The organism is Paenibacillus agri (genome assembly GCF_013359945.1).
GTDB classification, from domain to species: domain Bacteria; phylum Bacillota; class Bacilli; order Paenibacillales; family Paenibacillaceae; genus Paenibacillus_AQ; species Paenibacillus_AQ agri.
Genome location: NZ_JABWCS010000220.1, coordinates 277,384 through 295,928, shown reverse-complemented (window position 1 = coordinate 295,928; position 18,545 = coordinate 277,384). Strand labels below are relative to the sequence as shown.

Below are 18,545 nucleotides of genomic sequence, written 5' to 3'. Positions count from 1 at the left end.
CAATTGAATAAGAAAGCCCGCTGAGTCCATCGCTATGCGTGGGGCATCCACATATAACAAGGCTATCAAACGGGCTAGATAATGACTTACTGGAATACCGGCTCCCGGAATTGAGCTAACTTGGCAGCTGAATCCTTCTCCACGTCAGCATGCAGACTGTTCCCGTGAGCGTCCATCGTGACGATGGCTGCGAAGCCATCCACCTGCAGATGCCACATGGCTTCCGGAATGCCAAACTCCATGAAATCCACAGCGTTAACTTTCTTGATGCATTCCGCATAATATTGCGCAGCTCCACCAATGGCATTGAGGTACACGCCGCCGTGTTCCTGCAAAGCCTTCAACGTTTTGGCCCCCATGCCGCCTTTACCAATAACGGCGCGGATACCAAATTTCTTCAGAATATCACCTTGGTATGGCTCCTCGCGGATGCTGGTGGTCGGCCCCGCCGCTTTTACATGCCAGCCTTCCTCATCCTTGAGCATAACCGGACCGCAGTGATAAATTACTGCACCATCGAGATCCACCGGCGCCTCGTGATCCATCAGGTATTTATGCAATGCATCACGTCCAGTGTGCATCTCGCCTGACAAAATAACTACATCTCCGACCCGTAGGCTGCGAACGTCCTCTTCGCTGATTGGTGTCGTCAGACGCACTTCTCGTGAACCGCCTGTAGCTGTCCCGGAACCTGCATTTTCCAAACCGCTACCTGCTTCGGAAGACTCCGACAAAGCCGCTACAGGAATTGCAGCCTCGGTGCCATCTTCCACAGAGATTCCAGTTCCACTTTCGTAAAGCCATTCTGTGATTCCGCCCGTAGTTGGATCGACCAGCACCCCTTGACGGCGGAAAGCCCAGCAGTTATAAGCAACGGAGACAAAAAAGCTCGCCGGAAGACGGTTCATCACACCAACCTTGCAGCCCAGCAGCGTCACTTCGCCGCCAAAGCCCATCGTCCCAATGCCCAGCTTGTTGGCATTCTCTAAAATATAGTCTTCCAGCTTCTGCAAATCTTCCAACGGATTGACATCATCGACCTTACGGAACAGCTGTTTCTTCGCCAATTCGTAACCCGTTGTGCGGTCACCGCCAATGCCAACACCGATGAATCCGGCACTGCATCCCTGACCCTGCGCTTGATACACCGCATGCAGGATACATTTGCGGATACCATCCAGATCACGTCCTGCTTTGCCCAGTCCTTCTAGTTCGGCAGGAAGGCTGTACTGAATATTTTTGTTTTCGCAGCCGCCACCTTTAAGAATGAGCCTGACATCTATGCCTTCTTCTTCCCATTGTTCAAAATGAATCACTGGTGTTCCGGCGCCAAGATTATCTCCGCTGTTCTCCCCTGTGAGCGAGTCTACAGAGTTCGGGCGCAGCTTGCCATTCTTGGTCGCTCTTTGCACAGCGCTGAAGATATCCTTCTTCATCTCGATCTGGTTGATACCCACTGGTGTGTGGATGATAAAGGTAGGCATGCCTGTGTCCTGACAGATCGGCGAAGCCTGCTGCTCTGCCATCCCGATATTTTGCGCAATCGTGGCGAGTGCCAGCCCCGACCGGGTCGCCCGGTCTTCAAGTGCACGTCCCTTGGCAACCGCCCGCCGGACATCACCCGGCAGATTCGTGGAGGTCTCTACAATCAGGTTATAAATGCTGTCTTCAAATTGCTGCATGCTTCATCAGGCTCCTCTCAGTCCTAGGTTGTCTCAGGTCTATTTATAATTAATATAATATCATATTGAGCCTCGTATGAAAGGGTTTACTTTAAATTTGACAGGTTGACCATCTACACTTTATACCTCCCGCTGCACACCAAAAAAAGCGCCTCTCCAAATCCTGTTCAAGGATAGGATAGACGCTTCTGTTATAACCTCCAAATACGCTTAGCCGTTAACAACCTCGCCACCGTTGACATGAATAACCTGCCCGGTCACATACGTCGAGTCGTCGGAGGCCAAATAGACATAAGCCGGTGCCAGCTCTTCTGGCTGTCCCGGGCGTTTCATCGGCTGAGTGGCCCCGAATTCACTAACCTTCTGCGCATCGAAGGTGGATGGAATCAGCGGAGTCCAGATTGGCCCAGGCGCGACCCCATTGACCCGAATCCCCTTATCGGCCAGATTAGCAGACAGCGAACGGGTAAAGCTGAGAATCGCCCCTTTGGTGGACGAATAATCCAGCAGCTGCGGGCTTCCGCGATAAGCCGTAATGGAAGTCGTGTTGATGATGGTCGAGCCTTCTTTTAAATGCGGCATAGCTGCCTTCGTTAAATAGAACATGGAGAAAATATTCGTACGGAAGGTCCGCTCCAGCTGCTCGGAGGTTATGTCCTCGATTTTATCCTGCGGATGCTGCTCTGCGGCATTATTGATGAGGATATCCAGTTTGCCGAGACCGTCCACAGATTTATTGATTAAATCCTGGCAAAAGGCCTCCACGCCGATATCCCCGGAGATCAGGATACATTTACGCCCCTCCTGCTCCACCTGACGTTTAGTCTCTTCTGCATCCGAATGTTCGTTGAGGTAGGAAATGACCACATCGGCCCCTTCTTTGGCAAAAAGAACTGCCACCGCCCGGCCAATCCCGCTGTCCCCTCCGGTAATTAACGCTGCCTTGCCCAGCAGCTTGCCTGCCGCCTTATAACCCTTCGGCTCATACTCAGGACGTGGATTCATTTGACTCTCGATACCGGGCTGGCTTTGTTGCTCCTGTGGCGGTAAAGTCTTCTTCGTCTGCTTGCTATCTGACATCTTCCCTGTCTCCTTTCGCGGTGCAATTGGATGTAAGCTGATCATCTTAGGATGGCTCAAGGGTCCATGTTTATGCGTTGCTGACAGTTTGGCCTGTCTTTACGTTATGTTACTTACCACACATTGGAGTGGATCAAACATAGCAGCTCAACAAGAGGAGATTAGAAAATTTATTATTTCTCACGCCAAAAAGACCGCCTCTCGTCAGCCATGCTCACAAGTAACGGTCTTTTATCCGCTTTCAATCTGTTCCATGCAGAACTAGATAATTTGGTTGTACACCATGAAGAACACCATCAATAACAGAACCACCATTAATAGTGCACTCATAGTACGGATTTTCGCAGTCTCGCCCGAGACATCACGATTCTCGCGCATACCGGCAGCGGCCAGACGCAGCGGCTTGCTCATAATGCCACCCAGGGCAAACATCGCAAGCAACAGCACAACTACGATAATCATCCACGGTACGGAGTACTCGCCTTTGGTCATCATGTAACCACCAGTCAGTAGTTGAATAACCAATCCATACTGGGCAAAACGGTTAAATCCGCCAATCGCGCTGAGCGTACCTTCTTTAGCAGCTGGTGACAGCTTCTCCGCACGGCCCAGAATAAAAGGCAGCACCAGATAAAATCCCAACGCCAGAGTCCCGATCATATGTAAGAAAAACAAAATCTTCCCGTCCATAATCTACCTCCTCCTGTATTCATTGTGATAAAAGTTATATCACTATCAATTATACCCAATATCAATAGCCAAGAAAAGGATATCGGGCTGAAATTGGAAGGTTGTTTGGGAAAAGGAGGTGTTGGGCAGAGGGTTGGTGGTGGGGGAGCGCTATGCTCCCACATGGGAAGCTACAATGCTTCTAAATTAGTTACTCAGACATTTGCTCAATTTCAATCTATGCTTTCGCATGGGGAGCGACGTCATAACTTCAGCGCTGGATCCGCTTAGTTCGATTTCAATCCACGCTCCCGCATGGGGAGCGACTGGTTACGTCCGGGTTATTGGTGACCACCTGAAAGTATTTCAATCCACGCTCCCGCATGGGGAGCGACTAAATCTGCTCCTGCTTCTCGTTCATAGCCATCAGATTTCAATCCACGCTCCCACATGGGGAGCTACCCTTGCAGATAGGTTAGGTATGCCTCCTGATACCCCATTTCAATCCACGCTCCCACATGGGGAGCGACGGAATCGCATTGTTTTCTCCACGATTACCCGCAAATTTCAATCCACGCTCCCACATGGGGAGCGACGAGGCTGAAGATCCGGCTATGACTCCTATCAAAATATTTCAATCCACGCTCCCACATGGGGAGCGACTTCTACTATTCGCGAACTTAATTTTTGCCCATCATTTCAATCCACGCTCCCACATGGGGAGCGACTGATTACGACTATGACGGACTTGATATAAACTATATTTCAATCCACGCTCCCACATGGGGAGCGACCTCCTTCTCTCGTTCTAACTCAATTCCCTGCTGATTTCAATCCACGCTCCCACATGGGGAGCGACAGCGATTTTCACCTATAAAAAGGTAAAATACCTTATTTGGGGCGAAAAATTACTCATTAACTCCAGTCCAAAGGATAAAACCACACTTTACCAACAAAAAAATATACAATTAATGTAATATTCGTGGTGCGGAGGACCCGGGATTTTTATGTGAGCTATACATTCGCACTGCCATTTGCAACGTACAAAGTCCATAGCCTCATATGCAAATTGAGTGATAGCGTGACTGGCATCGCCATATTCCTCTTTCAAGATTCTCCATCTTTTTTCAAAATCCTTGTTTTGCGATCTATCTCAAAATCAGTACTCGCTTCGTGTTTCGTATTGTAACGGACTCCAGCGACGTTATTGACTCCGACCGGCCACTTTTAGGAAAATAAAGGACTCCAGAGACCCTATGAACAGAAATCCGGTTAAAAATCCGCTGTTTGGGAGGAAATAACGTCACCTGAGTCCATTACATATTCCAAGGGCAGCTTAATGTATAAATAACGACCATAGGGTCCGTTAGCGCCTTTGCAAGAGCTTCAATCCTCTGAAACGGCTGTTTTTACGAAGTTGTTTGACGAAATTGCTCAGACAAAATTGGTAGACGAAGTTGGTTTGACTGAATTGGTTTTACGAAGCTATTTTGGCCAGCACTGATAGGGAGTTGAGCCGCTTTCTATATACAAAAAAGCACCCGAAAGCCTTCAACGGCTTTCGGGTGCTCTTCACTTCAACATTTACCGCAACTTAGACTGTAATGATGTTCGTTACGTCACGTACGGATTCTGCCGATTTATCCAATGCGGCCTTCTCTTCAGAAGTCAGCTCCAGTTCAAAAATCTGCTCAATCCCGCCAGCCCCAAGCCGTGTAGGAACGCCCATGAACAAGTTCTCATAGCCGTATTCACCTTCCAGCAGGGCAATGACCGGAATGATCCGCTTCTTGTCCTTAAGGATCGCTTCAGTCATCTGCACCAGCGAAGCCGCCGGCGCGTAGTAGGCACTACCGTTGCCCAGCAGGTTGACGATCTCACCGCCGCCCACACGGGTGCGCTGCACGATTGCTTCGATGCGCTCTGCTGGAATAAGCGTGTCGATAGGGATGCCGCCGACGCTGGAGTAACGAACCAACGGCACCATATCATCGCCATGGCCGCCCAGTACAAAACCGCGCACATCCTCAACAGAGACGTCAAGCTCCTCGGCGATAAAAGTACAATAGCGTGCGGTATCCAGCACACCGGATTGTCCGATGACGCGATTTTTCGGGAATCCCAGGGTCTTATAAGCCACATAAGTCATAGCATCCACAGGATTACTCAGAATAATTACGATGGATTCCGGGGCTACACGCTTCACATTTTCACATACTGATTTCACAATCCCGGCGTTCGTGTTGACTAGATCATCACGGCTCATTCCCGGCTTACGGGCAATCCCCGCTGTTATGATCACAATGTCAGAATCCGCGGCATCTTCATAGTTCGACGTACCGGTAATCTGACTATCGAACTTCTGCACAGGACTGGCTTCCATCATATCAAGTGCTTTGCCTTTAGTCGGATTCTCAAGCTGGGGAATATCAAGCAGCACCACATTACCAAGCTCCTTCTGAGCCAGCATAAGTGCTGTGGTAGCACCGGTGAACCCGGCACCCACGATTGTAATTTTATACCGTTTGATAGCCACCGTTTATCCTCCTAGATCGGTTTTGACGGGACAGCCGGACTGATTCGTCCATGACTGTCACCGGCAGCACTCTTACATGTGGTTGATAACTTCGTCAGCGAATGCGGAGCATTTCAGCTCAGTAGCACCTTCCATCAAGCGGGCAAAGTCATAGGTAACTGTCTTGTTGTTGATTGCAGTCTCCATGCCTTTGTAGATCAGATCAGCCGCTTCCTGCCAGCCCAGGTGCTCAAGCAACATAACGCCGGAGAGGATAACCGAACCTGGGTTTACAACGTCTTTATCTGCATATTTAGGAGCTGTACCATGGGTCGCTTCGAAAATAGCATGTCCTGTCACATAGTTGATGTTCGCTCCTGGAGCGATACCGATACCGCCGATTTGCGCAGCCAGTGCATCGGACAGATAGTCACCATTCAGGTTCAGCGTTGCAATGACATCGAAGTCCGTAGGACGAGTCAACACTTGTTGCAGCGCGATGTCCGCAATGGCATCCTTGATGATGATTTTGCCAGCAGCTTCGGCTTCTTTCTGTGCCGCATTCGCAGCAGCTTCGCCATCACGATCCTTGATTACATCATATTGGTTCCAGGTAAATACTTTATCGCCGAACTCCTGTTCAGCCACTTCGTAACCCCAGTTCTTGAAGGCACCTTCGGTGAACTTCATGATGTTACCTTTATGCACCAGCGTAACGCTCTTGCGTCCGTGCTTGATTGCATACTCTACAGCAGCGCGCACCAAGCGCTTGGAACCTTCGGAGGATACTGGCTTGATGCCGATACCGGAAGTTTCCGGGAAGCGGATCTTGTTCACGTTCATCTCTTTTTGCAGGAATTCGATCACTTTCTTCACTTCTGCCGAACCTTCCTGATACTCGATACCAGCATAAATATCTTCCGTATTCTCACGGAAAATAACCATATCTACCAGTTCAGGACGTTTTACAGGGGAAGGCACGCCTTCAAAATAACGTACTGGACGCAGACATGTATACAAATCCAGCTCCTGGCGCAGGGCCACGTTCAGGGAGCGGATACCGCCGCCGATTGGCGTCGTAAGTGGACCCTTGATCGCTACAATATATTCGCGGATCGCTTCCAGTGTATCGTTCGGCAGCCATTCACCATATGTATTGAAGGCTTTCTCGCCGGCAAAAACTTCGTACCAGGCAATCTGCTTCGAACCGCCGTAAGCCTTAGCTACCGCAGCATCGAGTACTCGTTTGGAGGCTTTCCAAATGTCACGGCCTGTGCCGTCGCCTTCAATGAATGGAATGATCGGCGTATTCGGAACAACCAGCTTGCCGTCCTCTATCGTAATTTGTTCGCCCTCTGTCGGCAATTCGTATTTTTCCAGTTTCAACATTTGTGTGTACTCCTCCCAATATTTTGTGATATGAATCATATACTTTAAAAATTACGGCGCGTACGCTTGGCTCTAATTCTACTAAAAGAGAGGAGCGGCCTGCAAGGCCGCCCTATCTTTCGTCGACCGGAACGTATGTCTGCTCTAGCAGACCGGTGTACTCTGCACGCGGACGAATCAGGCGGTTATCCTCATATTGCTCCAGGATATGCGCTGTCCATCCCGATGTCCGGCTGATGGCAAAGATCGGCGTGAACAGTTCACGCTCAATGCCCAGCTGGGTATAGACGGAAGCGGAATAGAAATCGACGTTAGGTCTCAGGCCCTTCTCGCCGGTGATCAATTCTTCGATCTTCACTGACATTTCGTACAGCTCAGTATTGCCTTTCATAGTTCCAAGCTCCCGGGACATCTTCATCAGGTGCTTGGCGCGAGGATCTCCGTTCTTGTAGACACGGTGCCCGAAGCCCATAATCTTCTCACGACGCTCCAGCTTGCCGCGCACGTAAGGCTCTACGGATTCAATACCGCCAATTTCCTCCAGCATCTTCATAACGGCTTCATTCGCTCCACCGTGCAACGGGCCTTTCAAGGCACCGATCGCGGAGGTAACGCCAGAGTAGATATCTGAAAGGGTTGCTACAGTCACACGCCCAGCAAAAGTGGACGCATTGAGCTCATGGTCAGCATGCAGCACCAGCGCAGTGTCCAGCGCTTTGACAGAAATCTCATCCGGGTCCTGGCCACGGAGCATATACAGGAAGTTCTCGGCTATGGAGACGCCTTCCTTCGGTGCTACAGGCTCCAGTCCTTTGCGGATACGTGACAGTGCAGCAACAAGAGTCGGAATTTGTGCCTGCAGCTTCACCGCCTTGATTCGGTTAGCTTCACGGCTCATATCGTCTGCCGACTCATCATAAAGGGCGAGGCTTGAGACCGCAGAACGCAGTGCAGCCATTGTGCTGGCATCTTTGGGATACAGCTTCATTTGGGCAATAACCTGCTCCGGAACCGGTGCGAATGCACTAAGATCACGCTGCAACACCTGCAGCTCAGCGGCTGTCGGTAGCTTGCCAAACCATAGCAAAAAAGCGGTTTCTTCAAAAGTAGCATGTTCCGCAAGATCGTCAATATCGTACCCGCGGTACGTGAGCACACCATCCACAATCGAGCTGATGGAAGAAGTGGTTGCGACGATGCCTTCCAGGCCTTTGATAGCTGTCATAGTACATCTCTCCTTTGCCAACAAGGGTATAAACGCCATTAGGGTTCATGAAAACATTTACAATTTGAAGGATTAAAACATTAGGTAATAAAGGCATTAAAAACGGTCGTATGCGGAGAAAGAAACGCCTCGAAGTACATCATATAATCATCATAACGGATTTTGACGGTTATGTGAACAACGTGGAAGCTTACCCGCGCATCAAATGATTTTATCGGAGAGATAGAAAAATAAATATGAAACACTGTTTCATGATTACGCTTTCAGTGTATAGGGGCGATTTTTTCATCCTTTTCATCTGCTGTTTTTAGTCTTTATCGTTGCTCCATGAATATACATAGTACGAGCATTCCCATCCTGCAAGGTTACCCTTGCGCCAGAGAAAAGGAGGTACCACATATGGACCGACTGGTGCTAAAAAGAGTCCTGCGCGGCCTGTGGGTAGTTCTGGCTGCCGTCATCTTGGTGCTGGCCACCTATGTATTGCTCCCCCTCCTCTACCCTCTGCTGCTGGCCTGGCTGCTCGCCTATATCATGCACCCGCTGGTACTTCTGCTTAAGGATCTAAAGCTTCCCGGGTGGCTCGCCGTCTCGCTGTCGCTGCTATTTTATATTGGAGGTACCGCTCTGGTACTGACCGCACTGATTACACGGCTCGTCAAGGAGCTGATCGTGCTGCTGCAGACCTTCAATTTACATACTGACCAGTGGCGGGAACTGTTACTATCCTGGAGCCGCAACGCCAGTATTCAGAATATTATCAACCAAATCAACCAGTTCTATCAGGACAATCCCGGCTATCACGCCACCATCGACAGCAATATTAGCCGTACCACCGAAACGGTCGGTTACGCTGTGACCCAACTCGTGACAGGGTTCTTCAACATCATTCTGAAACTGATCTCCGCCCTGCCCAGCGTCGGCACCATTACCGTTGTGGTCGTCCTGGCTGCATTCTTCCTCAGCACCAGTTGGGAGCGTCATAACGGTCGAATAACCAAATGGTTGCCTGCGCCGCTGCTCAAGCCCGTCTCGGATATTTGGCAGGATCTGCGCAAGGCATTGTTCGGTTACATCCGGGCACAGTTTATCCTGATCTCTATCACCGCAGTCATTGTCATTGCCGGTTTAGTGGTGCTGGGTGTGAAGTCAGCGTTTGCTATCGGGCTCATGATCGGTATTGTCGATCTGCTTCCCTATCTTGGGGTGGGCATCGTTATGATTCCCTGGTTAGTCTATTCCTACATGACCGGCAATCTGGCACTTGGTATCGGCCTGTCGGTGCTCTACGGGATCATTCTCATTACCCGCCAGGTACTGGAGCCGAAGGTCCTCGCCAGCAGCGTCGGGCTTGATCCGCTCGCCATGCTGATCGGCATGTTCGCCGGCCTTCAACTGTTTGGGATGCTGGGACTGATACTCGGCCCTGTCCTCCTTGTGATGTTAAATGCTTTCAATCGGGCCGGTGTTTTCCACGTGTTGCACAACTACATTGTCAGCGGTCGGCTCCGATAAATACCAGTTGTTGCAGGCTGATGCCCAGCACATGTGAACCATAGTCATGGGCTCGCTCCGGTGAACGCAAATTGTTGCAGGCTAATGCCCAGCACATGCGAACCATGGTCACGGACTGGTTCCAATGAAGGTAAGCAGTCTCAGAGCGTGCAAAGTAAATGATAGGATGAAAATGAAGATGGGAGTATGGATGGAAAGAAACGATGAGAAAAGTGTGGGATGCTCAGGAGTGCGGGGTAGCTCAGAAACGCGGGGTAGCTCAGAAACGCGGAGTAGCTCAGAAACGCGGAGTAGCTCAGATACGCGGGGTAGCTCAGATACGCGGGGTAGCTCAGATACGCGGGGTAGCTCAGAAACGCGGGGTAGCTCAGATACGCGGGGTAGCTCAAAACGCGGGGTAGCTCAGATACGCGGGGTAGCTCAGATACGCGGGGTAGCTAAAACGCGGGGTAGCTCAGATACGCGGGGTATGCTCAGGAGTGCGGGGTATGCCCAGGAACGTGGGGTATGCCCCGGAACGTGGGGTATGCTGCGGTAAGCGGGAATACTGCGGAAAGATGGATGATGCATAGATCGGGGGTGAAGATCGGAGATTGAGAATAGTAATCGGAAACTGTGTGAGCGAAAGCGTTCGCCTGAAAGCTTTCTATAGGGAATCCAGCCGCAAACATAGTTTTCTCTAGATTTAAACCACTACAAGCAGTAAAATATAAGAAATCTAAAGGCAAGTGCAACCAAAAGTGCTATCCTCACCGGAGCGACATCGATTCTTAGGCTAGGCGAAGAATTATAATGTTACCGAAATGTAATTAAGGACATTTTTGCACCTTAAATCTTTTGCAGCTATGGGTTAGGTGGAGATTAAAGGCAATATTGTACCTTAATTCTTCCACAATAGCCCCTTTCAGCATGATTTTTCGTAAATAAGATACAATAATGCCCTTATTTCCCTCATTTACTTATTTTTTCGAAAAATAAGGTACAAAAATGCTCTTATTTGGGAGGATAGACCATTTTTCGCTGTTAAAAATAGAGGTGCAGGTACTAGGAAGCTTGCATCCTAAATCCTAACTTCACCAAAAAAACACGCGGTCTTCTGTTTGAATATTAATTTCACTTTAATTATCTCGTAATCTGCTCTTAGCAAGAGCACGGACTCTGAACAAAAGGCCCCTGTTCTTCCACAATTCTGGAGGATGGGGGCCTTTTGCACGCGCGAAAATTCATTTTATGAGTGGTACAAAATTACAACTAATCCCTATTGCTTCTATCGTTTCTTCTTCTCCTGCTTCATTCACAACGAATGATCAGACTTACGGACTATGCGTTCTTCTCCGCACAGCCCGTCAGGCCAAGCCGATTATCGGCGGTAATACGTGAAGGTGCCGTTCTTCATTTTTTTCTCAATCCATCGCAGGAGAAAGGTCCGATATAACGGCCGTGTCAATGGAAACACCAGTGTAAATCCAATGATATCGGTGATGAAGCCCGGCAGAATCAACATCAGCCCGCCGAAAAAAATACATAAGCCGTCCAGCATGGTGCGGCCGGGGACACGCCCCTCCTCCACATGCCGTTTGCTGTCCTGCAGCACTTTCTTTCCTTCAAATCGCATCATCACAAGGCCGATCACTGAGGTTGTCAGCATCAGCAGCAATGTTTTGGGTGCGCCGAGAAAATCTGCAACATAGATAAACCCGAATAATTCCACGGCCGGGATAATAAATAATGCAGCCCACAGCCATTTGTTCCTCATCATACTGATCCCCCCTTTTCCCGCAGCGTCCCTGTAATCGCGTGAAACAGCTCCGGAAGGGCTCTGTCCAGCCTTGTAGGCTTCCATTCCCGGTTCAGCCAGACATGGCTTGTAGAGCCTGTAACCAGCAGTTCACCGGGGTGATTACCCGCATAAAGCGGCGCCTTCATCCCTACATAAAAGTCAGGATCACCGACAGAATTACTCCCTTCCTTAGGCAGCCGCCGAATTTCATATTCGTAAACGACTCTCAGCTGTGAAAAGGTCGTCAGGCGTGCGCACACGAGAATAAGATCATCATAGCGCGCCGGACTTTTAAATTGCAAATCTGCAGAGGTGACAGGAAGAAGTACCCCTCTATCTTCAAGATCCCGGTACGTAAAGCCAAGCTGGCGAAACATCTCCGTACGGCCGGTCTCGAACCAGTTCAAGTAATTGGCATGGTAGACCACGCGCATTTGATCAGTTTCCTGATAACGGACACGGAAAACTGTTCCGTACCAAGGGCTGGATGTTCCCAGATCACGTGAAGCCATAAGGAAATGCTCCTCTCTCTATTTAATAAAAATACGCTGACGTCAGGCACTAAGCCCTTTTGCGGGTATATTGATTTTCCGCCGCGCACTCCTTGATACATAAATAAGCAAAACTGCGCCTGCCGCTGAGCTTACCATGCACGCTACATTCATCGCCATAACCCCACCCTGATTCAACAGAAATCCGTTCAGCAGGTTGCCGACGATCCCGGCAAATCCGGAGAAAACCATACTGAACACACTTTGCCCTGTAGCCTGCATGTCTGCCGAAGTAATCTGTGATACATATTCCACCGCTGAAATATAGAACAGACCAAACGACAACCCATGCAGCACCTGTACCCCGATCATAACTGACGGATACGGAAATGCCACTTGAATGCCCCAGCGCAGCACATATATTAGCGCCCCGATCAGCAGTGTGCGTTCCCGGCCCAATCTGCGGATCACCTTGGAGGCGTACAGCATGGATGGCACATTAGTGACAGAGGCAATAAACAAAGCAATACCGGCAGAGCTGGTGGAGCCGCCGACTGTTTTGAAAGCAAGCACGAAATAGGTTCCGAACGCAGCCATCGTCTGATTGACAAGAAAACTGCCGCCAAGAAAGGCTAGAAACACCCGGTTGCCGAGCAACTTGCGCACTCCTTGGGAGAAGGACTGGCTCATCATATGATTTTCATCAGCTTGCTTAGGCAACGTCAAGGCAATCAGGACCGCAACCAGATTGAACAGCATAAACGGCAGCCAAATCGTCGACACAGAGAACGCAGTGATGTATCTGCCACCCAGATACCCGCCTACAGCTGCTCCTATACTCAACATGAGGCGAATGCTGCCATAGCTTGATCCCACCCTATTCGCTGCCGCAATGGCGTAAGAATCGGCGATAGGGGCCTGTGTGGAGGAGAATATCGTGGCAATGGTATATACCAGGAGCAGTACGAAGAAGTATTCGGACTGATAAAAAACAGCCAACACAGCCGGTACAGCTACACTTAGGATAAGCACAAGCCGTGTCTGGTTATACCGGTCGGAAATAATGCCCCACATCGGCTGGATCACAATAGCGATCAAGGTGCCAGTGGCCATCAGCATGCCAATCTGGCTGCTGTCAAGCCCGTTGTGGACGAGCAGCAGCGTGAGATACGAGCCGAATGAGCCGCCAGCCAGCCCCAGAAAGAGATAGAAGCTGCGCAGCTTCAGAAGTTTTTCCATGTATGCCAAAAGTCCTCTCCATCCTATTTTTAACGGAACACCCATGCCTCGTATTTCTTTGGTGCATTAGATACAACAGAACCAATGAAGGTGGTGAATCTATGAATCATAGCATTTCTGTCAAGCGCCATCAGCCCTGTATTAAAGATAAAAAATATATATCACAGGCTCGCAACAAAGGGTTCGGCTGGTCCTCCAGTAACTGGAGCGGATATGCGATCAGGGGTAAAAAAGGAGCCTATCATCGAATTTCCGGCGAATGGCATGTTCCCTTCGTCAAGCCCTCCGCCCGTGCAGCCTATTCGTCTGCCTGGATTGGCATTGACGGCTTCGGGAACAGCAACCTGATTCAGACGGGGACAGGTCATACCTTCGAGAACGGAAAAGCGCATTATTATGCCTGGTGGGAAATCCTACCGGCATTTGAGACTATTATTCCACTACCGGTATCACCCGGTGATTCCATGCAGGCCAGCATCATCAAGATCAGCCGTACTAAATGGTGCATCACGCTCCGTAATCTGACCCGGAAATGGATCTTTCGAACTCACCAGTGCTACACCGGACCGCAAAGCTCCGCCGAATGGATTTTGGAAGCCCCAAAGGTTAGCGGACGAATTACGGCGCTCGCCCGTGTAAGCCAAGTTCCCTTCAATCGGTGCCGGATCAACGGCAAACGAGTGAAGCTCACACCGGCACAGGGCGGAATTATGCTCCAGAACAAGATCACGATTGCTATACCTTCTTGTCCCAGCGCCTGTGGCGATGCTTTTACCGTCAGAAGAATCTACCGGCACAAAAGACCGTCCCCCTGTATGGGTAGCTCCGTTCGATCTCGCTCCATTCCTAGACATCGGCCCCACTAGGATACCACAAATCATAGCAATCCGGACGTGAAAATAACCCCATGCATATGGGGCTATACTTTGAAAAAAAAGCAATGGTGCATGCACCATTGCTTTTTGACATGGATCAACCTGCGGTAGGGGCAAGCCCCATACAGCCTTATTAGTTAGGAATTTGGCTCACTTTAACCAGGTTTGTGGAACCGGAACGGCCCAGTGGAATACCTGCAGTAATCACGACGAGATCGCCGCCTTGTACCAGACCGGAATCTTTACCACCTTTAAGTGCCGTTTCAAGCAGCTCGTCCGTAGAGGTTGCTACTTGTCCGTAAACCGGTGTTACGCCCCATACCAGAGACAATTGACGCATAGTTCTCTCTTGTGTTGTCACGGCAATGATAGGTGCTTTTGGACGGTATTTGGAAACTACACGTGCAGTATGACCAGTTACCGTGGAAGAAATGATTGCCTTAGCGTTCAAGTCCAGTGCGGAGATCGCAACGGATTGGCTGATCGCTTCAGTTACAGTTGTTTCTTGTGCAAATTGCTGTTTATTGAAGATTTCACGGTAATCCAGAGCGGATTCCGCTTTCTCAGCAATACGGGACATAGTCAGTACAGATTCAACTGGATATTTCCCTGCAGCAGTTTCGCCGGAGAGCATGATTGCATCCGTTCCGTCGAAGATTGCGTTCGCTACGTCACTTGCTTCAGCGCGGGTAGGACGCGGGTTACGTTGCATGGAATCCAGCATTTGAGTAGCTGTGATAACTGGTTTGCCAGCCACGTTGCATTTTTTGATCATCAGCTTTTGAGCCAATGGCACATCTTCAGCAGGGATTTCCACACCAAGGTCACCACGGGCAACCATCAGGCCGTCGGAAACTGCCAAAATTTCATCAAGGTTGTCAACACCTTGTTGGTTTTCGATTTTGGAAATGATTTGAATGTGGGAAGCGTTGTGCTTCTCAAGCAACTCGCGGATTTCCAGAACGTCGCTAGCTTTGCGAACGAAGGAAGCGGCGATAAAATCAATGTCCTGCTCGATCCCAAAAATGATATCGTTGGTGTCTTTTTCCGTAATACCAGGCAACGAGATAGCAACTCCAGGCACGTTAACACCTTTCTTGCTCTTAATCGTTCCGCCGTTGACAATACGGGTCTTGATTTCTGTGCCTTGAATGTCGACAACAGTCAAGCCGATCAGGCCGTCGTCGATCAGAATTGTGGAACCCACTTGAACATCGTTAGGAAGTTCGCTGTATGTGATAGAGATACGGTTTTGGTTACCCAAAATTTCTTCCGTAGTCAGTGTCAGATACTCGTCTTGTACCAGTTCAATTGGTTCTACTTCCAGCTTGCCTGTGCGAATCTCCGGTCCTTTGGTATCGAGCAGGATTGCAACCGTCTTGTTCAGTTCCGCAGATGCCTGACGGATGGTTTTAATCCGGTTTCCGTGCTCTTCGAAATCGCCGTGGGAGAAGTTCAGACGGGCTACATTCATACCAGCCAAAATCAATTTTTTGATATTCTCCAACGATTCACTAGCAGGACCGATCGTACATACAATTTTACTTTTCCGCATTAGGTTATCCTCCGTTTTTTCGTTCTCTCTGTCTCACTTTTTCCAACTACAGAATCTACTATAAGGCTTGTGGTTTGAATAGGAACTTTATCACATGTACCTTTTACTTCGCCCTTATGAATATTACTGCAACTCAGACACAAAATCAATGTTCCAGCGTCTTTTTGCTGTAATTTCACGTCGAATTTTCAGAAAATGCCCTCAAAATAAAAATAATCCCGGCATGACACCAGGATTATTTCAATGGTATAAAATGGTTAATGGAAACTTCCAGCAACGTGGCGCTCCAAAATTATAATATGTCAGAAAGTGCAAATAAAAAGCAGGGTATTACTCCTTGCTAAGCACTTCTTCTTCCAGTACCAATTGCTCCTGCTGGGCTTCGGAAAACTCGCCGATTTTGCGGAACTTAAGATAACGATCCTCTTTCAGTTCGCCGCAATCCAGATCCGACAGCTCCTGCAAATGACGCCACAGCGCATCCTTGATCGCTACTGCCGTCGCCTCGTAATCACGATGTGCGCCGCCTTTCGGCTCCGGCACGATCTCCTCGATAACCTCCATGGCGAGCAAATCGTCCGCTGTAATCTTCATCGCTTCAGCTGCCACATCTGCCTTGGAGGCATCTTTCCACAGGATGGACGCCGCACCATTCGGGGAAATCGCTGAATAGATGGCATGCTCCAGCATCAGTACGCGATTCCCGACAGCCAGCGCGAGTGCACCTCCGCTGCCGCCTTCACCAATCACCACACAGATTACAGGAACACTAAGTTGGGACATCTCCAGCAAATTGCGGGCAATCGCTTCGGACTGACCTCTTTCCTCAGCGGTATTGCCGGGATAGGCGCCTTTGGTATCCACAAATGTGATGATTGGACGCTTGAACTTATCCGCCTGCTTCATCAGCCGCAGCGCCTTGCGGAAGCCCTCCGGGTGGGCACTGCCGAAGAAGCGCTGGATATTATCCTTCGTGTCCTTCCCCCGCTGCTGCCCCACTACGGTCACTGGCAGGCCATTCAGCTTGGCGATCCCGCCTACGACAGCCAGATCATCACCGAACATCCGGTCACCGTGCAGCTCGATGAAATCAGTAAAGATCAGATTGATCAGATCCAGCGAAGTCGGCCGGCCTTGATGCCGGGCCAGGTGCATTTTTTGGGATGGAGAAATATTGGAGTACACCTCGTTCTCCAGCACCCGGTAACGATCTTCCAGACGTGCAACCTCATCGCTGAAATCGATACCCTTCTCTTCACCAAATTGCTTCAACTCAGCGATTTTTTTACGCATTTCAACCAGGGGCAATTCAAAAGGCAACTCTCCTGCCACCTAAACTCCCCCTTTCACATTATGCAGCTCCAGCAGCTTGGAGAGTGTGGCACGCATTTCCTTGCGGTGTACCACCAGATCCAGCTGGCCGTGCTGCAGGTTAAACTCTGCCGTCTGGAAATCATCCGGCAGCTTCTGGCGGATCGTCTGCTCAATTACAATCCGTCCGGCAAAGCCGAAGACAGCTCCCGGCTCCGCTATAATAATATCGCCAAGGCTGGCAAAACTTGCGGATACACCGCCGGTTGTCGGGTCGGTGATAATGGAAATGTACAGCCCTCCGACTTCGCTAAAGCGAGCCAGTGCAGCACTGGTCTTCGCCATCTGCATCAGACTGAGAATGCTCTCCTGCATCCGCGCACCGCCAGAGGTCGAGAAGATCAAGAGCGGTAGTCTTCTCTCCGTCGCCTCTTCAATAGCGCGGGTAATTTTCTCTCCGACAACCGAACCCATACTTCCGGTGAAGAACTCGAAATTCATCACCGCTACAATGACTGGCTGGCCTTCAATGGATCCCTGCCCGGTAATGACGGCATCGGGTTGTCCTGTCTTCAGCTGTTGTTGCTCCAGCTTGGTAGCGTAACCTGGAAACTCCAGTGGATCAACAGAAGTCATCTCGCTGTCAAACTCAATAAACCCTTCCGGGTCAAGTGTAATTGCTACACGCTCAGAAGCGTTCAGTCGCATATGGTACCCGCAGGACGGGCAGACCTTGAGGTTCTTCTCCAGTTCCTTGCTGTACTGGATCGTGCCGCACTTGCTGCACTTGCTCATCAGTCCTTCAGGAATCTCCCGTTTGGGGCGTTCGCCTTCCACCGGGCCGCCGCTTCGCTCCAGACGCTCTGAAGGAATCGTCGCGTACTTCCGTTTTTTCTGAAATAAATCTTTGAACAAGGGTCGCACCTCTTCAGCCGTTTATTTGAGTTATGCAGCTTGCCGCTGTCATATCTGCTTTATAAATAATCATTCAGGGATGCAAAATCAGATTAAGGACTTCCTGCACTTCTTCAAGTTCCCCTGAAGGCACCAGAATCTCAAACTGCTGCTTGGACATATTTACCGGACGGCATTTCACCAGAAATCCTTCTTCCGTAAGCTTGCTCTGAATCATATCCGCCACTCTGGCGGTTGGCGCGATATAGATTACCGTCCACATGCCCTGCAAGGCCTCCCCAATCTTAATTCCCACCCGTATCCC

Annotated in this window: 16 protein-coding genes and 1 CRISPR repeat array; of the genes, 3 read left to right on the top strand and 13 right to left on the bottom strand. The window is 49.8% G+C overall.

What is annotated here, in order from left to right; translation table 11 throughout:
* Positions 1 to 86 precede the first annotated feature (86 nt).
* The 6 genes from HPT30_RS26450 to citZ all read right to left on the bottom strand — a co-directional run bounded on the left by HPT30_RS26450 (position 87) and on the right by citZ (position 8,560).
* On the bottom strand, positions 87 to 1,682 hold the full coding sequence (locus HPT30_RS26450; RefSeq protein ID WP_175374270.1) for a fumarate hydratase: 1,596 nt from the start codon (positions 1,680 to 1,682) through the stop codon (positions 87 to 89).
* 210 nt (positions 1,683 to 1,892) lie between these two features.
* Entirely contained in the window at positions 1,893 to 2,762 is an 870-nt protein-coding gene (locus tag HPT30_RS26445) for an SDR family oxidoreductase (protein WP_175374269.1), read from the bottom strand.
* A 261-nt stretch (positions 2,763 to 3,023) separates the two neighbouring features.
* Positions 3,024 to 3,452, bottom strand: a complete 429-nt coding sequence (locus HPT30_RS26440; protein WP_175374268.1) for a hypothetical protein — start codon at positions 3,450 to 3,452, stop codon at positions 3,024 to 3,026.
* Positions 3,453 to 3,661: 209 nt separating this feature from the next.
* Positions 3,662 to 4,290: a CRISPR direct-repeat array (repeat unit 32 nt; unit sequence ATTTCAATCCACGCTCCCACATGGGGAGCGAC).
* Positions 4,291 to 5,025: 735 nt separating this feature from the next.
* A complete protein-coding gene (gene mdh, locus HPT30_RS26435) occupies positions 5,026 to 5,967 on the bottom strand; it encodes a malate dehydrogenase (RefSeq protein WP_175374267.1) in 942 nt (313 codons plus the stop codon).
* A 72-nt stretch (positions 5,968 to 6,039) separates the two neighbouring features.
* A complete protein-coding gene (icd, locus tag HPT30_RS26430) occupies positions 6,040 to 7,335 on the bottom strand; it encodes an NADP-dependent isocitrate dehydrogenase (protein ID WP_175374266.1) in 1,296 nt (431 codons plus the stop codon).
* A gap of 112 nt (positions 7,336 to 7,447) precedes the next feature.
* A complete protein-coding gene (citZ, locus tag HPT30_RS26425) occupies positions 7,448 to 8,560 on the bottom strand; it encodes a citrate synthase (RefSeq protein WP_175374265.1) in 1,113 nt (370 codons plus the stop codon).
* Positions 8,561 to 8,959: 399 nt separating this feature from the next.
* Between citZ and ytvI the strand changes: the two genes are divergently transcribed.
* Entirely contained in the window at positions 8,960 to 10,075 is a 1,116-nt protein-coding gene (ytvI, locus tag HPT30_RS26420) for a sporulation integral membrane protein YtvI (RefSeq protein ID WP_175374264.1), read from the top strand.
* A 203-nt stretch (positions 10,076 to 10,278) separates the two neighbouring features.
* The gene (locus tag HPT30_RS26415; RefSeq protein ID WP_175374263.1) at positions 10,279 to 10,476 is read left to right on the top strand and encodes a hypothetical protein; all 198 of its coding nucleotides are present in this window, start codon (positions 10,279 to 10,281) and stop codon (positions 10,474 to 10,476) included.
* A 959-nt stretch (positions 10,477 to 11,435) separates the two neighbouring features.
* Here HPT30_RS26415 and HPT30_RS26410 read toward each other — a convergent pair.
* Genes HPT30_RS26410 through HPT30_RS26400 form a run of 3 tightly spaced genes read right to left on the bottom strand, consistent with a single transcriptional unit; the run spans position 11,436 to position 13,585 of the window.
* Entirely contained in the window at positions 11,436 to 11,834 is a 399-nt protein-coding gene (locus HPT30_RS26410) for an FxsA family protein (protein ID WP_175374262.1), read from the bottom strand.
* Entirely contained in the window at positions 11,831 to 12,367 is a 537-nt protein-coding gene (locus HPT30_RS26405; protein ID WP_175374261.1) for an acyl-CoA thioesterase, read from the bottom strand. The genes HPT30_RS26410 and HPT30_RS26405 overlap by 4 nt, the downstream gene beginning before the upstream one ends.
* Positions 12,368 to 12,409: 42 nt before the next feature.
* On the bottom strand, positions 12,410 to 13,585 hold the full coding sequence (locus HPT30_RS26400) for an MFS transporter (protein ID WP_175374260.1): 1,176 nt from the start codon (positions 13,583 to 13,585) through the stop codon (positions 12,410 to 12,412).
* Positions 13,586 to 13,686: 101 nt separating this feature from the next.
* Between HPT30_RS26400 and HPT30_RS26395 the strand changes: the two genes are divergently transcribed.
* Positions 13,687 to 14,451, top strand: a complete 765-nt coding sequence (locus HPT30_RS26395; protein ID WP_175374259.1) for a G1 family glutamic endopeptidase — start codon at positions 13,687 to 13,689, stop codon at positions 14,449 to 14,451.
* A gap of 142 nt (positions 14,452 to 14,593) precedes the next feature.
* Here HPT30_RS26395 and pyk read toward each other — a convergent pair whose 3' ends face one another.
* The 4 genes from pyk to HPT30_RS26375 form a co-directional block, all read right to left on the bottom strand.
* A complete protein-coding gene (gene pyk / locus HPT30_RS26390) occupies positions 14,594 to 16,015 on the bottom strand; it encodes a pyruvate kinase (RefSeq protein ID WP_175374258.1) in 1,422 nt (473 codons plus the stop codon).
* 330 nt (positions 16,016 to 16,345) lie between these two features.
* Complete coding sequence (locus tag HPT30_RS26385; protein ID WP_175374257.1) at positions 16,346 to 17,347, bottom strand: acetyl-CoA carboxylase carboxyltransferase subunit alpha; 1,002 nt, start codon at positions 17,345 to 17,347, stop codon at positions 16,346 to 16,348.
* Complete coding sequence (accD, locus tag HPT30_RS26380; RefSeq protein WP_175374256.1) at positions 17,348 to 18,241, bottom strand: acetyl-CoA carboxylase, carboxyltransferase subunit beta; 894 nt, start codon at positions 18,239 to 18,241, stop codon at positions 17,348 to 17,350.
* A gap of 73 nt (positions 18,242 to 18,314) precedes the next feature.
* Complete coding sequence (locus tag HPT30_RS26375; RefSeq protein WP_175374313.1) at positions 18,315 to 18,503, bottom strand: glutamate decarboxylase; 189 nt, start codon at positions 18,501 to 18,503, stop codon at positions 18,315 to 18,317.
* Between the last annotated feature and the right edge of the window lie 42 nt (positions 18,504 to 18,545).

Excerpts from the sequence above, each read along its gene's own strand:
- HPT30_RS26395 (WP_175374259.1), top strand. The coding sequence starts at position 13,687 with ATGAATCATAGCATTTCTGTCAAGCGCCATCAGCCCTGTATTAAAGAT.
- HPT30_RS26440 (WP_175374268.1), bottom strand. The coding sequence starts at position 3,452 with ATGGACGGGAAGATTTTGTTTTTCTTACATATGATCGGGACTCTGGCG.
- HPT30_RS26415 (WP_175374263.1), top strand. The coding sequence starts at position 10,279 with ATGAGAAAAGTGTGGGATGCTCAGGAGTGCGGGGTAGCTCAGAAACGC.
- HPT30_RS26445 (WP_175374269.1), bottom strand. The coding sequence starts at position 2,762 with ATGTCAGATAGCAAGCAGACGAAGAAGACTTTACCGCCACAGGAGCAA.
- pyk (WP_175374258.1), bottom strand. The coding sequence starts at position 16,015 with ATGCGGAAAAGTAAAATTGTATGTACGATCGGTCCTGCTAGTGAATCG.
- HPT30_RS26410 (WP_175374262.1), bottom strand. The coding sequence starts at position 11,834 with ATGATGAGGAACAAATGGCTGTGGGCTGCATTATTTATTATCCCGGCC.
- HPT30_RS26375 (WP_175374313.1), bottom strand. The coding sequence starts at position 18,503 with ATGTGGACGGTAATCTATATCGCGCCAACCGCCAGAGTGGCGGATATG.
- citZ (WP_175374265.1), bottom strand. The coding sequence starts at position 8,560 with ATGACAGCTATCAAAGGCCTGGAAGGCATCGTCGCAACCACTTCTTCC.
- icd (WP_175374266.1), bottom strand. The coding sequence starts at position 7,335 with ATGTTGAAACTGGAAAAATACGAATTGCCGACAGAGGGCGAACAAATT.
- ytvI (WP_175374264.1), top strand. The coding sequence starts at position 8,960 with ATGGACCGACTGGTGCTAAAAAGAGTCCTGCGCGGCCTGTGGGTAGTT.
- HPT30_RS26450 (WP_175374270.1), bottom strand. The coding sequence starts at position 1,682 with ATGCAGCAATTTGAAGACAGCATTTATAACCTGATTGTAGAGACCTCC.
- HPT30_RS26400 (WP_175374260.1), bottom strand. The coding sequence starts at position 13,585 with ATGGAAAAACTTCTGAAGCTGCGCAGCTTCTATCTCTTTCTGGGGCTG.
- HPT30_RS26405 (WP_175374261.1), bottom strand. The coding sequence starts at position 12,367 with ATGGCTTCACGTGATCTGGGAACATCCAGCCCTTGGTACGGAACAGTT.